This window comes from Nonomuraea fuscirosea (assembly GCF_035917475.1).
GTDB lineage: Bacteria > Actinomycetota > Actinomycetes > Streptosporangiales > Streptosporangiaceae > Nonomuraea > Nonomuraea fuscirosea.
Window position 1 is genome coordinate 7,729,377 of the sequence record NZ_CP109074.1, and the last position, 15,464, is coordinate 7,744,840.

Consider the following 15,464-nt stretch of genomic DNA (forward strand, 5'->3'; position numbering starts at 1 on the left):
CGCCTCACCAGCTCTGTGCCGCGGCGGCCGGGCGCCCGACGGCGGGGGCCGCGGTGTCGGAGGAGCCGGCCGAGCACTGGTTCAGCAGGAAGATCCCGCCCGCCACCAGGACCGCCCAGAAGGCGAGCTTGAGCCCGGTGCGCCGCCGCCGGGGAGCCGCCACGGCCGCGTACCCGCCCCGGTCGGTGCCGAGGTCGCGGCGCAGCTTGTCGATCATCGCCTCGCCCGGCGTGCCGGCCGCCTGCTGCCTGAGCTCCAGCAGGAACCTGTCGGCCACGGCCGGCCCGTAGCCGGCCTTCAGGGACTCGGCCTCGTACGTGATCCGGTTGAAGGTGTCCACGAGCTCGATCACCTGCTGCTCGTTCAGCTCGATGGCGTCCTTGGTGAACGAGTCGGAGCTCAGGTCGAGAGCCGTGGTCAGCCATTTGCGCGCCGTCGCCTCCGACGCGGGCCCGGTGTGCTCCATCAGGATCATGGCGCAGTTGTTGAGCAGGATCGCGGTGTCGTTATGCACGCCGGCGGTGCGGCGGTGCCGGTCGCGGGGCACCACGATGTCCAGTCGGCGGAGCTCAGGCAGCACGTCCGTGTAGACCGTCGCGGCCGCCAGCGCTGTGTCGCCCTCCTGCAGCCGGTCGTTCGCCGTCGCCAGGCCCGTGCGCGCCGCCTCGTAGCGCGGTGCGGCCACCGTCTCCAACTGGTCGTCGATCGCGACCGACGGCGCCGGCCAGCGGCGGGCCAGACTCGCGAGGCGCGCCTGGTCCCGCTGGTTCCGGCCGGCCAGGTCGGTGATCGGCCGCAGCAGCGCGGTCGCGAACTCCTGGCGCAGCCCGTCCACGGCGGACTCGTCGAGCTGCCGGTCGTCCAGCGCGGCGACCCGGCGGCGGACGTGGTCCCAGAACGCGGCCCGGCGCAGGACGGCCTGCCAGGACTCGGCGGCCGACTCCCACAGCCTCTTCAGCTCGGGATCGATCGGCCCGGGGTCGTCGGCCTCCCGGTCGAGCGCGGCGCAGTGGGCGCGTACCGCCTCGTCGTGGTCGGCGTGCAGGGACTTGACGCACGCGCAGGTGGCGTCGTCGGTGTCCCAGAGCCAGAACAGCTCGTCGACCAGCCTTCTGCGGGGGTCGTCGAGCAGCCGGTCGAAGGCGGCGCGCACCTCGCCGGGCCCGACGGGCAGCGCGTGACCGAGGTCGAGGTCCGCGCCCACCTGGAGCGCGGTGCCGACGCGCTGCCTGCGCTCCCGTACGGCGCGCCGGTTCGCGTACGTGGAGACTCCGGTGATCCGGAACGCGTTGCGCCGGTAGAGGTCCGCCCCGGCGACGTCACGCAGTGCCGCCACCGTCGCGTCGCCGGCTCCTTGTGCCGCCCAGCCCGCCTCGCCTGCCCCGAACATGACCTGCCCATCCAGATCGAAGGACCGCCTGCCCCGAGCCTGGCGCAGGCCCGCGTCAGGCTCCATGACAGGCGGATGAAAACCAGATGGGCGCCGATTCGCAGCGACATCACCACGGAGGTCGGAATCAGCGGGACTTCATCGGCGGGACGTCAGCGGTGGGGCGGGGTCAGCGGACCATCCTCATGACCAGCGGGCGGTGGTCGGACAGGGTGGACGGCAGCACAGACCCGCTGGTCGTCGTGATCCCCCGGGTGTAGACGTAGTCGATGCGGGCGTCGCCGTGGGTGGGCTTGTTGGCGTACCTGGCGCCGGTGTCCGTCCAGCCGGCGCTCACGAACCGCTTGGACAGCGCGTCGCCAGGCGGCGCGTTGAAGTCGCCGGTGAGGATCACGCCGGTCCTGGTGCCGAAGTAGGCGAGCACCTTGGCGGCCTGGGCCTCGCGGCGGCTGACCGAGGTCGCCGACAGACCGGGCGACAGGTGCGTGGTGAACACCCTGACCTGCGCGCCGCCGCCGAGGTCGAGCTTGACGCCGGCCATGGAGCGGTTGACGGGGCAGGTGGCGAAGTTCGACAGCGGCAGCGTCACCCGTTCGGCGATCCGGTACGACGACAGGATCGCGTTGCCCGCCTTGCCCGGTTGCGGATCGTCACAGGGCCCGACGTCGTCGCCCGCGCCGAAGTGGGCGTTGGCCGTGATGTCCCAGCCGAGCGCGTCGGCCAGTTCGCGGACCTGGTCGGCGCCGGGCCGGCGGTGGATCTCCTGGAGCGTGACGACGTTCGCCCCGCTGTCCTTGACCACCTTGGCGATGGCCTTCATGTCGGCGTCCTCGCCGTGGATGTTCCAGTCGAGGACGACGACGTTGACGGCCCTGGCCTGAGCGCTCTGGACGGTCGGGAGGGCGGTGGCGATGAGGACTAACGCGACGGTCACCTGGCTACGCTGAGTCACTCGCATATTTCGTGATCTTACGTAGCCTTTCTCGTGAAGTCAGCAGCTGTCCAGGATGCCCTTCATAGCGTCCTTCTCCGCCGAGGTCACCCACAGCTTGTACTTCGCCTTCACGTCGATCTGCTTGGCGATGTAGGTGCACCGGTAGGCCTTGCGCGGCGGCAGCCAGGTGGCGGCGTCGGAGTCGCTCTTCTGTCCGTTCAGCGGGCCGTCCACGGCCATGAGGTTCATCGGGTCGTTGGCGAACTCCTTGCGCTTGGCGTCCGTCCACTGCTGCGCGCCCTTCTGCCAGGCGTCCGACAGCGGGATCAGGTGATCGATCTGGACGGCCGTGCTGGTGCTCTGGCCGCGCTTGAACTTGATCGTCTTGCCGCTGTACGGGTCGTCGAGCGTGCCGGTGAGCACGATGCAGTCGTGAGTGCCCGACTTGAACGTCTCGTCCTCCAGGTCGCGCTTGAGGATGTCGTTACGGGTGTCGCAGCCGTTGTGATCGACGTCGGACCAGGCCGGGCCGAACTCGTCGCGGTCGAAGCCCGTCTTGGGCGCGCGGCCCTTGACGTCCAGCTTGGCCAGCTTGTCGCGGGCGTCGGCGATCGCGGCCGAGTCCGTCTTCGAGCTCTTGCCGCCTCCCGACGACTGCGCTTCCAGCCCGCCGCAACCGGCCAGCATCGCCACTGTGGCCAGACCGGCCATGAACGCCCGAACTCGCACGCCCGCTCCCCAGACTTCGGTCAACTATTCCCTAAAGTCTAGGTAATGCCCGATTAAAGAGTTATAACGCGCTAATAGCGTCTAGCAGCCACTCCGCGAGGTAGCGGGTGAAGGACGACCTGACGTAGACGCGGTAGTCGCCGGGGCCGCGCCGCTCCAGGACGACCGACGTCTTGCCGAGCAGGGTCTGGGTGTGGCCGGGGAGCGTCTCCAGATCGAGGGGGCACCCGGTGATGAGGACGTCCTCCGCCCTGGGGCCGGTCAGCTCCAGGATCGTGCGCTGGCCCGAGACGTCCACCCAGCCATCACGAGGCACGATATCTCCGGACACGAGCCACCAGGACGGGCCCAGCCGCAGCCCCACGCCCGGATCCTGCCCGCGTACCTCCCACATCGGCTCGAACGGCACCTCCCGCACGCTCAGGGCGGGCCCGCTCACGGCCTCGAACCGCGCGGCGAACCCGGCCGCCGGGCTCTCGGCCCGCGCCTCCCGCACCCGCGCCGGACGGCCGTCAGGCAGAGGCTCACCGTCGCGGCGGGCGTTGTCCGGGTCGTAGAAGACGGGCTCCACGACGGTCACCGGCTGCGCCACTCCCCCGGACACGGCGGTGAGCCGGTCTCCCGGCCCGACGCCCCTGGCCAGCGCCAGCCCGAACGTCCGTCCCAGCGCCGCGCTGTGATAGGCCGAGGTGACGTGGCCGAGCATGGGCACCATGCCCATCACCGGGCCCTCCACCCGGCCCTCCGCTGAGCCCTCCGCCCGGTCCTCCACCGGGCCCTCCACCGGCCGCCCGGCCGCGACGAGTTGCGCGCCCTCCTCCAGCCGGGCCCCCGGATCGTCGGGCAGCAGGCCGATCAGGCGCTTGCGGTCCTCGCGCGCGGTGTCGGGACGGAGGTGCGAGCGCCGGCCGACGAACTCCGGCTTGCGCCGGGAGACGATCCACGCCATGCCGAGGTCCTGCGGGGTGACGGTGCCGTCGGTCTCCTGCCCGACGATCGCGAACCCCTTCTCCGCCCGCAGCACGTGCATGGTCTCGGTCCCGTACGGCACCGCCCCGGCCGCCAGCACCGCCTCCCACAGCGCCCGCCCGTACGCCCAGGGCACGTTCACCTCGTACGCCAGCTCGCCCGAGAAGCTGATCCTGAACACCCGCCCCGGCACGCCGAGCACGTCCGTGGCCGCGTAGCGCATGAACGGCAGCTCCACCGCCCCCGGCGCGACAGCCGCGATGACCCGTCTGGCGTGCGGCCCCGCCACGGCCACGGTCGCCCAGTGGTCGGTGACCGACGTGAACGACACGTCCATGCCCGGCCACTCGGTCTGGTGCCACTCCTCCAGCCAGTCGAGCACGGCGGCGGCGTTGCCCGTGGTCGTGGTCATGAGGTAGTGGTCCTCGGCCAGCCGGGTCGTGGTGCCGTCGTCGAACACCATCCCGTCGGCCCCGCACATCAGCCCGTAGCGGCAGGCGCCGACGGCGAGGGTGGAGTACAGGTTCGTGTAGATCAGGTCGAGGAACACGCCCGCGTCCGCGCCCCTGATGTCGATCTTGCCGAGGGTGGAGGCGTCCATCGCGGCCACGGCGGTGCGGGCGGCGTGGCACTCCCGCCGCACGGCGGCCTCCATCGGCTCGCCGTCCTGCGGGAAGTACCACGGGCGCTTCCACTGGCCGACGTCCTCGAACACCGCGCCCCTGGCGACATGCGCGTCGTGCATCGCGGTCGTCCTGACCGGGTCGGACAGCTCGCCCCGGTCACGTCCGGCCAGGGTGGCGAAGGACACCGGCGTGTACGGCGGCCGGAACGTCGTGGTGCCGACCTGGCCGGGAGCCGCGCCGAGAAGGGCCGACATGACGCCGACGACGACCGCGCCCGACGTCTTGCCCTGGTCGGCGCCGGTGCCCGCGGTGGTGTAACGCTTGACGTGCTCCACCGAGCGCATCCCGGCACCGGTCGCCCTGGCGAGGTCGGCCACGGTGACGTCCCGGTGCAGATCCGCGAAGGCGGGCTCGTGCGAGCTCCCTTCGACCACCCACAACACGGCCGGCCTATCGAGCGGCCGCTCGTCACACTCGGGCACCCGCAACCCGGCCGCACCCGGCTCCGCCGCACCGGGACCCGTCGCATCGCGGCCCGTCATCCCGGAGGCCGCATCACGGTCCGTCATCCCGGAGGCCGTCGCATCGACCCCGGCCTCGCCTGTCCGGGCCTGCGCGGCGCCTGCGGCTCGGGCTGCGCGGGCGGCCCGGGCGGCCTCGGTGCCGGCCGCGTAGCCGTCCGCGATGGCCTCACGGGTGCCGTAGCGGCCCGCGCACGCCCCCGCCGACCGTTCCGCCTGCGCCGATGTGCCGGGGACGAACGCCTGGAGGTCCTCGTCGAACCTGACCCGGCCCTGCGACTGGCTGAACAGGTACACAGCGGGGTTCCAGCCGCCGGCCACCGCCAGCAGGTCCGCCTCGACGTGCCGCGCGCCCACCTGGACGCCGTTCAGCACGCCTTCCGCGTCGCCCGTCGTGCCGGTGACCACCTGCCCGTCCACACGGGGATCGACGATCTCCGCGATCTCCACACCGGCCGCCGCCAGGTCCCGCGCCGCCTCGTGGCCGGAGTCCGTGCACGCGAACACCACCGCCCGCCGCCAGGGTGTCACCCCGTACCGGTTGGCGTAGGCGCGGGCGGCCGAGGCCAGCATGACGCCGGGCCGGTCGTTGCCGGGGAAGGCGAGCGAGCGCTCGTGCGCGCCCGTCGCCAGCACCACCCGCCGCGCCCTGACGTGCCACAGCCGCTCGCCGCGCGCCCGCCGCTCGACGGCCACCACGTAGTTGTGGTCGTAGTAGCCGATGGCGGTCGTCCTGGTCAGCACCCGGCCCGGCAGGTCGAGCGCGTCCACCCAGTCCGTCGCGGGCCGGCCGTCCAGGAGCGTCCTGGAGTTCAGCAGGTCGCCGCCCAGCCGGGGCTGGTCGTCCATGAGGATCACCCGCGCGCCGGCCAGCCCGGCCGCCGTGGCGGCGGCCAGCCCGGCGGGCCCGCCCCCGACCACGAGCACGTCGCAGTGCAGGTAACCCTTGTCACAGCGACGCCCGTCCCCAGCATCGGAAGCGGCGCTGACGTCCACCCGCCCCTTGCCGCGCAGGCTCCACGCCTCCAGCCCGTCGTACAGCTCCACGGTCGTGGCCGCCAGCATCGGATCGGCGCCCACCCGGACCAGCGCGTTCGGCTCCTCTGGTCCGGCGGTGAAGACGCCGCGCGGCCGGCCCAGCTCGACGCTGCGGCCGACGATCCGGACCCCGCCCCGCAGGAGCGCGGCGGCCAGCGTGTCACCCGGCTCGCCCTCCATGGGGCGGCCGTCGAAGGTGAACCTCATCGCGCCTTCCTCACCTCGTGAGTGACGGTGTGCCGCTCGACGTCGAACCAGGTCCGGCAGCCGTGCACGTGGAACCACCGCTCGCGGAACCAGCCCTTGGGGTTGTCGCGCAGGAAGACGAAGGCGGCCCACTCCTCGTCGGTGGTCTCGCCGAGCGGGTAGGGGATGCCGGCCTGGCCGCCGTAGTGGTACTCGTTCTCGTCGCGGGGCCCGCAGTGGGGGCAGTCGATGAGCAGCATCAGTGGGCCACCGCCGCCGCGCCGTGCTCGTCGATGAGCGCCCCCGTGGTGAACCGGTCCAGCCCGAACGGCTCGGCCAGCGGATGGGGTTGTTCTTCGGCGATCGTGTGGGCGTACACCCAGCCCGCGCCCGGGGTGGCCTTGAAGCCGCCGGTGCCCCAGCCGGCGTTGACGTACAGGTTCTCGACGGGGGTTGGGCCGATGATCGGCGAGGCATCGGGTGAGACGTCCACGATGCCGGCCCAGGTGCGCAGCACGCGTACCCGGCTGAACAGCGGGAACAGCTCCAGCGCCGCCGCCATCTGCGCCTCGATCACGTGCACGCCGCCGCGCTGCCCGTAGGAGTTGTACGCGTCGATGCCCGCCCCCATGACCAGCTCCCCCTTGTGCGCCTGGCTGACGTAGACGTGCACCGCGTTCGACATGACCACGCAGTCGAGCACCGGCTCCAGCAGCTCCGACACCAGCGCCTGGAGCGGGTGCGACTGCAACGGCAGCCGGACGCCGGCCAGCGCGGCGAGCACCGAGGTGTGCCCGGCCGCCGCCAGCGCGACCTTGCCGGCCGCGATCGGGCCGCGCGAGGTCCGCACGCCGGTCACCCGGCCGCCGCTCAGCTCGAACCCGGTGACCTCGCATCCCTGGATGAGGTCGATCCCGTACGCGTCCGCCTTGCGGGCCAGCGCCCATGCGACGTGGTCGTGCTTGGCGATGCCCCCCCGCCGCTGCAGGGTGGCCCCCATGACCGGGTAGCGGGCGCTGCCGGAGACGTTGATGATCGGGCAGAACTTCCTGACCTCGTCGGCGTCCAGCCACTCGGCGTCCACGCCATTGAGCCGGTTGGCGTTCACCCTGCGCCTGCCCTCGCGCACGTCGCCGAGGCTGTGGGCCAGGTTGAGCACCCCTCGCTGACTGAACTGCAGGTCGTAGTCCAGCTCCGCGCTCAACCCCTCCCACAGTTTCAGCGAGTGCTCGTAGATCGCGGCGCTCTCGTCCCACAGGTAGTTGGAGCGGATGATCGTGGTGTTGCGGGCCATGTTCCCGCCGGCCAGCCAGCCGCGCTCCAGGACGGCGACGTTCGTGATGCCGTGGTTCCTGGCCAGGTAGTAGGCGGTGGCCAGGCCGTGCCCGCCGCCGCCCACGATCACCACGTCGTAGGCGGGCTTCGGGTCGGGGTTGCGCCAGAGGAAGTCGGGGTGGGTCAACGCCTGATCTTCTCCATCCCGGGGTCGTACAGCGGCTCGGCGGCGACCACCGCGGGCACGCGGCGGCCGAAGTAGGAGATGTCCACGTGGGTCCCCGGCTCGGTCAGGTCGATCGGCAGCCAGGCGTAGGCGATGGGGCGCTGGACGGTGTGCCCGTAGGCGGCGCTGGTGACATGGCCGACCGTGCGTCCGGCATGCTTCACCGGCTCCTTGCCCAGGACGACCTCGGTGCAGAGCAGCGGCACCAGCTTGCGGCTCACGTCCTTGGTGAGGGCGTCGCGGCCGACGAAGTCCTTGTCGTCCTTGACCGCGAAGGCCAGCCCCGCCTCGTACGGGTTGTGCTCGGTCGTCATGTCGACGCCCCAGAGCCGGTATCCCTTCTCCAGCCGCAGGCTGTTGAACGCGGCCCGGCCGGCGGCGACGGCCAGCCCCGGCGCCCACAGCGTGTCCCAGAGCTTGAGCCCCATGTCGGCCGTGGTGTAGAGCTCCCAGCCCAGCTCGCCCACGTACGAGACGCGCAGCGCGAGCACCGGCACCTGCCCGACATATCCGGACTTGCAGCCGAAGTAGCGAAAGCCCTTGTGCGACAGGTCCATGTCGGTCAGGCCCTGCACCAGCTCCCTGGCCCGCGGCCCCCACACGCCGACACAGCAGGTGCCGGGCGTCAGGTCGCGCACCCGCACGCCGCCCGGCGCGTGCCCGGACAGCCAGTCGAGGTCGAGGTTGCCGTTCGCGCCGACCTGGAACGTGTCCTCGTCCAGCCGGGCCACGGTGAGGTCGGACCGGATGCCGCCCTTGACGTCCAGCAGCAGCGTGTAGGTGACGGAGCCGGGCTTCTTGTCCACGTTGTTGGTGGTCATCCGCTGCAGGAACGCCGCCGCGCCCGGCCCGCTCACCTCAAGCCGCTTGAGCGGGGTCATGTCGTAGAGCGCGACGGACTCCCGGGTGGCGTACGACTCCGCCGCGGCGATCGGCGACCAGTAACGGCTCGCCCACTCGTCCCGCTGCGCCGCCCCCAGCACCGGCTCGACGGCCGCACTCCGCGACTCCTCCGGCACCTCGGCGTACTCCTCCCGGCGCCGGCGGACCAGGTCCTCCAGCAGCGGCACGTTCGCCTCGAACCAGTGCGGCCGCTCCCACCCCGCCCCCTCCAGGAAGAAGGCGCCGAGCTCCCGCTGCCGCGGATGGAACGGGCTGGTCCGCAGCGGCCGGGGCGACTCCATCGGCTGCAGCGGATGGATGATGTCGTAGACCTCGACGAAGTTCTGCCTGCCGCGCTCCTCGACGAACGCGGGCGAGAGCTGGACCTGCTCGAACCGGTTGAGCTCGCACTCGTGCAGGTCGATCCGGGAGTGCCCGTCCACCAGCACCTCGGCCAGCGCCCGCGCCACCCCGGCCGAGTGCGTCACCCAGACCGCCTCGGCCAGCCAGAACCCGTCGAGGTGCGGCGCCTCGCCGATCAGCGGGAAGCCGTCGGGGGTGAAGGAGAAGATCCCGTTGATGCCGTCCTCGTACTTGGACTCGGCCAGCACGGGCAGCAGCTCGACCGCGTCGCGCCAGGCGGGGTCGAAGTCCTCCTCGGTGAACGCCTGCACCGACGGCATCGTGGTGGACCTGGAGCCGATCTCGTCCTGGGTGACCGGCATGGGGCGGTGGGCGTAGGAGCCGATGCCGATGCGGTCGCCGTGCCGGCGGAAGTACAGGTCGCGGTCCTGGTGCCGCAGGATCGGGCCCTCCTCGCCCAGTTTCAGCGGGCCCGACTTGGCGTACTGGTGGGCCAGGGGCAGCAGCGGCACGCTCAGCCCGGCCATCTTCCCGATCGAGGGGCCCCAGAAGCCGGCCGCGCACACCACCACGTCGGCCGGGATCGTACGGTACTCGCCACCGCTCGCCACCGCGACCCCGGTGACCCGGCCGCCGCGCTGCTCGACGCCGACCACGGTGTGCCCGGGCAGGAACCTGGCCCCGCGTTCCATGGCCCGTTCCGCCTGCGTCTGCCCGCACGCGACCGCCGCCGCGAGCCCGTCGCCCGGCACGTGGAACCCGCCGAGCACCTTGCCGGGATCGAGCGACGGCCACAGCTCCAGGCACTCGGCGGTGTCGAGCAGGCGCGCCTCCACGCCCCACGACTCGGCCCAGCCGTGCTTGCGGTGCAGGTCGTGCCGGCGTTCCGGGGTGGTGGCCACCTCCAGGCCGCCGACCTGGCGGAAGCAGTGCTCGCCGAGTTCGGTGTACTTGCGCACGGTGTAGGCGGCGAACTCGGTCATGGTCTTCGACGGGTTGGTCTGGAAGACCAGGCCGGGCGCGTGGGAGCTGGAGCCGCCGGCGGCGAAGAGGGGGCCCTGTTCGAGCACGGTGACGTCGGTCCACCCCCGCTCGGTGAGCTCGTCGGCGAGAGCGCAGCCGACGATGCCCGCCCCCACGATCACCAGACGGGGCCGACTCATGACGCCTCCGGTTGTTCCTTAATGCGCAACATGTCCCGGACTACGCAACGAACATAGATCCCAGCGTCCTCGCGAACAAGGGCCCCTTCACCGCCGGGGACGACCCCCATACTCTTTATTCGGATCATGGCAGGTCAGGAAAGAGGTGACATGGCGCAGCGGCGCTTACTCGAAGGGCTCGGCGTCACCGTCGCCGAGGAGAACTCGTACCGGGCCCTGCTCAGGCACGGGCCCGCCACGCTGAGCGAGCTCGCCGCCGAGACCGGCACCTCCGCCGCCGCCATCCGCCGCATGCTGCCCCGGCTCGAAGACCTCGGGCTGATCTCCCGGGTCGCCGGACGGCCGCTGCGGCTGGTCTCCACGCCCCCGAACGTCGCCATCGACATCCTCGTCGCGCGCCGCCAGGAGGAGCTCACCCACAGCCGTGCCGCCGCCGCGCTGCTGGCCACCGAGGTCGCCGACCGCGGCGGGCCGCACCCCGAGGAGGTGCTGGAGGTGGTCAGCGGGCGCGACGCCGTGGCCAGGCGCTACCTCCAGCTCGAACGCAACGCCACGCGGGAGATGCTGGTGCTGGTGCATCCGCCGTACGCGGTGGACGTCAGCGACGACAGGGAGAACCGCCGCCGCGCGGCCCGCCAGGGCGCGCCCACCCGCGGCATCTACAGCCCGCTGGCCTTCGAGCACCCCGGCATGCTGGCCCACACCCGCCGCGCCATCGCCGACGGCGAGCAGGCCAGACTCGGGCAGGTCCCGGTCAAGCTGGCCATCGCCGACGCCCGCACCGCCATCCTGCCGCTGGTCTCCGACGAGGACCGGGCCGTGGAGAGCGCGCTCGTGGTGCACCCGTCGGCGCTGCTCGACGCCCTGGTGGGGCTGTTCGAGACGCTGTGGCGGGCCGCCGTGCCGCTGCGCCTGTCGGCCGAGACCCTCGAACCGGAGGCGTGGCCGCAGGCGTCCGACGCCGAGGTGCTCACCCTGCTGGCCGCCGGCATGAAGGACGACGCCATCGCCAGGCAGCTCGGGCTGAGCCCGCGCACGGTCCAGCGCCGCGTCCAGGTGCTGTGCGAACGCCTGGGCGCCAGGACCCGCTTCCACGCCGGCTTCCTGGCCGCCCAGCAGGACCTGCTCGACTGAGCGATCCGCCGCCCACCGCAACCTGCTCGACTGAGCGATCCGCCGCCCACCGCAACCTGCTCGACTGAGCGATCAGCGTCCCGCCGCCCAGCCCGACCTGCCGGGCTAGGTGATCAGGATCCCGCCGTCCACCGCCAGCGTCACCCCGGTGATGTACGAGGCCGCGTCACCGGCCAGGAACACCGCGGCCGCCACCAACTCGGCCGGATCCCCCGGCCGCCCCATGACCACCCGTTGCTCCGTCATCCGCTCCAGGTAGCCGGGCGGGTACTGCTCGGTCATCTCCGAGGCGAAGAAGCCCGGCTCCAGGCAGTTGACCCGGATGCCGCGCCGCCCGGTCCACTGCTGGGCCAGGTCGCGGGTGAGCCCGTTGACCGCCGCCTTGGAGGCACTGTAGGCGGCCTGCGGCAGCCCGGCGGTGGTCTCACCGAGCACGCTGCCGATGTTGACGATCGACGAGCCGGGCCGCATGACCCGCGCGCACGCCTGCGCCATCCAGTAGGTGCCGTGCAGGTTGACGTCGACGACCTGGCGGAACTCCTCGGGCGTCTCGCGCAGCGCGGGCACGGCCGTGCCGACGCCGGCGTTGTTGATCAGCACGTCGACCCGGCCCAGGCCCTCGACGGCCGCGGCCACCAGCCGGTCGCAGTCTTCCGGCCGGGCCACGTCGGTCTGGACGGCCAGGCACGCGCGGCCGGTCTCCTCGACCAGCTTGCGCGTCTCCTCCAGCCGCTCCGCCCGCCGGGCGCCGATCACCACGTCGGCGCCCGCCTCCGCCAGGCCCCGGGCGAAGGCCACGCCGAGGCCGGAGGAGGCCCCGGTGACGATCGCCACCTTGCCGTCGAGCCGGAAGCGCTCCAGCACGTCACACCTCGCCTCTCGGAACGAAACCCCGCCCGGCGGGCGGTCGTCCGACGAGACCGGTGACCCGGCCGTCGCCGAACGAACCCCCGGCCGGCCCGGCGGCAGCGGTTGTTACAGGCCGTATTCCTTGACGATGCGCTCGTGCCGCTCGACCTCGACGTCGATCTCGCGGGCCAGGTCGAGCCAGGCCAGCGGATGCACCCACCGCTCGGTGGCGTCGTCGAGCAGCGCGTCGACCTCGTTGGGCGACACGTCGGGCGGCACCGCGACCCAGCCGAAGACGCCCGGCAGCGACTCGCTGCTGGTCGGGTGGGTGACGGTGTAGTTTTCGTCGCTGTAGACCCACATCGGCCAGCCGCGCTCGGCCATGACCTCGGTGAACTCGGCCCAGTCCTCCTCGCTCGGCGCGGCGCCGTCGAAGAAGTAGCTGGTGTAGCCACCGGGCCGCAGGATGCGCACCGCGCCGAACGGCGGCACGAAGTTCTGCTGCTCCTCCGGGTCGTCGGGGACGGGCTCCAGCAGCTGCGGGTCGAACACGACCAGGTCGCCGGCGTTGTAGTCCATGCCGCGCGGCTGCGGCAGGGCCAGCCTGGCGGTGGCGGGGCCGGTGCGGATGGACAGCACCTGGCGCTGGCCGCCGTCGGGGGCGGGCAGGATGAGCCTGATGAGGCCCATCTCCTCCTCGATCGGGCCCTCCTTGGACTTGACCGGCATGCCGATCTTGGCCGCGCCCTTGCGCACGGTCTCCCAGTCCTCGGCCGAGGTGGCCATGACGATCATGCGCCAGACGTCCTCCTCGGCCAGCTCGTCGAGCACCTCCAGCAGCACCTCGGCGGCCCTGGCGTTCTGGTCGAGCTGCTGGGCCGCGCCGGACAGCAGGCGGCGGGCGTCGAGCCCAGCCCCGGCCGCGAGGGCGTGCTCGCCCGCCTCGACCGTCTCCTGCCAGCGCTCGCGGGCGCTGTGCAGCCGGGCCAGCGCGAGGTATTGCGCCGCGTGGGGCAGCAGCCCGGCCATCTGCTCCAGCCGCTCGTCCTGGCGGGCCTCGATGAGCAGCGTGGTCAGGTAGGCCACGTCCTCGGGGTCGGCGGTGGAGATGTCGCCGGTGTCGACGAGCAGCTTCCAGTAGATGTCGGCGCCGGTGGCGGGGTAGCCGAGGAAGCCCAGGGTGGTGGTGTGGCGGCGGGTCGCCTCGATGTCCTCGCCGGACAGCGGCGCGAGCCAGCCCACCCACTTCTCCGGGTCGGCGTTGAAGCCGTCGGCGGCGTCGAACAGGCCGACCCGCTCGGCCGGCGGACCCGGCGGCGTGGGCTCGGTGGCGGCCTCGGCGGCGGTCCGCAGCGCGGCGATCCGCTCGGCCAGGTCGCCGGTCTCGCGCAGCTCGGCGGTGCCGGACTCGGCCACGTCGGCCAGCAGCCTGGCCTGCCAGACGCCCTGCCTGGCGATGGCCAGCTCGCCCGCGACCAGGGCCAGATCGACCCGGGCGCGGTAGCCGCCCATCATGCCGAAGTAGTCGGTCCACTGGCGCAGGACGCGGCCGAGCTGCCAGGTGTTGGTGATCTGCGCGGAGCTCGCCAGCTTGTTGACGGCGTGGGCCCACTCGACCCACACGCGCGGGTGGTCGCCCACCACGTCGAGGTCGGGCAGGGCGTCGACGGCCTCGGCGGTGCGGCCGAGGGTGGCCAGGATGAGCGCCCGGCGCACGCCGTCGCGGTGCTCCTTGGCCACCGGGTCGTCGGCCTGGAACCCGGCCGCGGCCTGGAGCGCGGTCAGCGCGTCCTCCGCGCGGCCGGCGGCCAGCAGCGCGCGGGCGCTCTCCGCGCCCAGCTCCCAGCTGGCCTCACGCCCGGCCGTCCCCAGCCGCTCGACGGCGGACTCGGCGTAGGTGACGGCCTCGCCCGGCTTGCCCGCGTCGACCAGCGCGGCGACGTACTGGGTGATCAGGCCGGTGAAGCCGGGCCGCTCGGGGCTCATGCCCTCGAGCGCGGCGGCCAGCGTCTCCAGGCGCTGGGCCGCGTAGCCGGGGCCGTCGGTGTTGGCCCACACGATGGCCAGCGCCTCGACGGCGGCCGGGGTGGCGGGGCAGTCACGCACGTCTTCGCGCTGGGCGAACGCGAGCAGCTGCTCCACGTCGGCCAGGGCCACCGCCCCCTGGGCCCGGTCGCCGATCCGGCCGACCAGGTGCCAGTAGCGGGCGTAGAACTCGAGCCAGGGCAGCTCCAGGGTCTCGGCCTGCTGCGCGATGGCCGGGGCCATCACGTCGAGCTGCGGATATCGGCCCTCATAGGCCTGTGCGGGGAGGTCTCCCAGCGCCATGGCGAGGCCAACGTTGCCCGCCTCGGAAAGCTGCTGCTGGGTATCGCCGACCCAGGCCCAGATGTCCACGTCCATGGGGAGTCAGTCTGCCAGGTCAACGAGCGTCCCCAAAACGCAGAAGCTCGATCAGCTCGTCCGATTCGCCGTCGGTGAGGACCGAAAACGCGGGCGCCATGAGTTCGTCCGTCTTCTCCTCGACGGCGGCGCGGCGGGCGACGAGTTCCGGGCCGGGCGTGGCGTACGGCTCCGGCCACTCGAAGAACCTGGCGATCGCCTCGCCGGCCGACTTCCCGAGCGGGGCGCCGCGGTGGTCGGCGGCCAGGGTGGCGTCCAGCGGGTGCAGCCCTGCCGCGATCACGGCGTTGGCGTGCAGACCGCCGCGCAGCTCGCGTACGACGTGCATGAGCTGGGCGGCCCTGGCCGGCGGGTCGCCGGGCAGCGGGACGGCCCGCCACCCCGCGAACAGCGGCGCGCCCACGGACGAGGCCTGCTCGACGACCGGCTGCAGCAGCTCGGCGATCCTGGCGCAGCCGCCGTAACCGCCCAGGTTGCGCCGGCCCCAGGCCTGGCACGCCTGCGCGTAGAGCTCGACGGCGTGCTCGGCCGCGAGCTTGCGGCCGCCGTTCCAGTTCGGCTCGACGTGCTGGGAGGGGAAGAAGACGGCGACCGAGGTGACGACGTCGGCCTCGCACTCGCCGAGGACGCCGCAGCGGCCCCTGAAGTACAGCTCGCGCGGGGCGAGGCCGTGCTCCTCGCAGAGCGCCTTGGCCTCTCTGGAGATCATGAAACCGCCGCCGAGCCGGCCGATCGGCGTCTTGACCTCTGCCGCGGTGGTGCGTGGGTCAGCCATG

General features: G+C 72.6%; 11 protein-coding genes. 1 reads left to right on the forward strand and 10 read right to left on the reverse strand.

Annotated features, from left to right (window positions below):
• Positions 1 to 4: 4 nt before the first annotated feature.
• From OIE67_RS35130 to OIE67_RS35160, 7 genes are all read right to left on the reverse strand, one after another.
• Positions 5 to 1,456: a hypothetical protein gene (locus OIE67_RS35130; protein ID WP_326628599.1), complete on the reverse strand. Its 1,452-nt coding sequence runs from the start codon at positions 1,454 to 1,456 to the stop codon at positions 5 to 7.
• Between the two features lie 103 nt (positions 1,457 to 1,559).
• Positions 1,560 to 2,324, reverse strand: coding sequence for an endonuclease/exonuclease/phosphatase family protein (locus tag OIE67_RS35135; RefSeq protein WP_181307021.1), 765 nt, complete (start codon positions 2,322 to 2,324; stop codon positions 1,560 to 1,562).
• Between the two features lie 57 nt (positions 2,325 to 2,381).
• A complete protein-coding gene (locus tag OIE67_RS35140) occupies positions 2,382 to 3,053 on the reverse strand; it encodes an HNH endonuclease family protein (protein ID WP_326628603.1) in 672 nt (223 codons plus the stop codon).
• Positions 3,054 to 3,114: 61 nt separating this feature from the next.
• Positions 3,115 to 6,414 (reverse strand): 2Fe-2S iron-sulfur cluster-binding protein, encoded by a 3,300-nt coding sequence (locus OIE67_RS35145; RefSeq protein ID WP_326628605.1) that lies wholly within the window; start codon positions 6,412 to 6,414, stop codon positions 3,115 to 3,117.
• A complete protein-coding gene (locus OIE67_RS35150; RefSeq protein WP_326628607.1) occupies positions 6,411 to 6,653 on the reverse strand; it encodes a sarcosine oxidase subunit delta in 243 nt (80 codons plus the stop codon). The genes OIE67_RS35145 and OIE67_RS35150 overlap by 4 nt, the downstream gene beginning before the upstream one ends.
• Complete coding sequence (locus OIE67_RS35155) at positions 6,653 to 7,855, reverse strand: sarcosine oxidase subunit beta family protein (protein WP_326628608.1); 1,203 nt, start codon at positions 7,853 to 7,855, stop codon at positions 6,653 to 6,655. The genes OIE67_RS35150 and OIE67_RS35155 overlap by 1 nt, the downstream gene beginning before the upstream one ends.
• Entirely contained in the window at positions 7,852 to 10,302 is a 2,451-nt protein-coding gene (locus OIE67_RS35160; RefSeq protein WP_326628609.1) for a GcvT family protein, read from the reverse strand. The genes OIE67_RS35155 and OIE67_RS35160 overlap by 4 nt, the downstream gene beginning before the upstream one ends.
• Positions 10,303 to 10,452: 150 nt before the next feature.
• Here OIE67_RS35160 and OIE67_RS35165 point away from each other — a divergent pair, with 150 nt between their 5' ends.
• Positions 10,453 to 11,436 (forward strand): winged helix-turn-helix transcriptional regulator, encoded by a 984-nt coding sequence (locus tag OIE67_RS35165; RefSeq protein ID WP_326628611.1) that lies wholly within the window; start codon positions 10,453 to 10,455, stop codon positions 11,434 to 11,436.
• Between the two features lie 105 nt (positions 11,437 to 11,541).
• Here OIE67_RS35165 and OIE67_RS35170 read toward each other — a convergent pair whose 3' ends face one another.
• The 3 genes from OIE67_RS35170 to OIE67_RS35180 form a co-directional block, all read right to left on the reverse strand.
• Positions 11,542 to 12,300 carry an SDR family NAD(P)-dependent oxidoreductase gene (locus tag OIE67_RS35170; RefSeq protein WP_106235352.1) on the reverse strand — a complete coding sequence of 253 codons (759 nt, stop codon included), beginning with the start codon at positions 12,298 to 12,300 and terminating at the stop codon, positions 11,542 to 11,544.
• Positions 12,301 to 12,411: 111 nt separating this feature from the next.
• On the reverse strand, positions 12,412 to 14,688 hold the full coding sequence (locus OIE67_RS35175; protein WP_326628615.1) for a tetratricopeptide repeat protein: 2,277 nt from the start codon (positions 14,686 to 14,688) through the stop codon (positions 12,412 to 12,414).
• 19 nt (positions 14,689 to 14,707) lie between these two features.
• The gene (locus OIE67_RS35180; RefSeq protein ID WP_326628617.1) at positions 14,708 to 15,463 is read right to left on the reverse strand and encodes an SCO6745 family protein; all 756 of its coding nucleotides are present in this window, start codon (positions 15,461 to 15,463) and stop codon (positions 14,708 to 14,710) included.
• Position 15,464 lies beyond the last annotated feature (1 nt).

Bases quoted from the DNA above. Each gene is read 5' to 3' on its own strand.
- OIE67_RS35130 (WP_326628599.1), bottom strand. From the start codon at position 1,456: ATGGAGCCTGACGCGGGCCTGCGCCAGGCTCGGGGCAGGCGGTCCTTC.
- OIE67_RS35145 (WP_326628605.1), bottom strand. From the start codon at position 6,414: ATGAGGTTCACCTTCGACGGCCGCCCCATGGAGGGCGAGCCGGGTGAC.
- OIE67_RS35150 (WP_326628607.1), bottom strand. From the start codon at position 6,653: ATGCTGCTCATCGACTGCCCCCACTGCGGGCCCCGCGACGAGAACGAG.
- OIE67_RS35160 (WP_326628609.1), bottom strand. From the start codon at position 10,302: ATGAGTCGGCCCCGTCTGGTGATCGTGGGGGCGGGCATCGTCGGCTGC.
- OIE67_RS35165 (WP_326628611.1), top strand. From the start codon at position 10,453: ATGGCGCAGCGGCGCTTACTCGAAGGGCTCGGCGTCACCGTCGCCGAG.
- OIE67_RS35175 (WP_326628615.1), bottom strand. From the start codon at position 14,688: ATGGACGTGGACATCTGGGCCTGGGTCGGCGATACCCAGCAGCAGCTT.
- OIE67_RS35180 (WP_326628617.1), bottom strand. From the start codon at position 15,463: ATGGCTGACCCACGCACCACCGCGGCAGAGGTCAAGACGCCGATCGGC.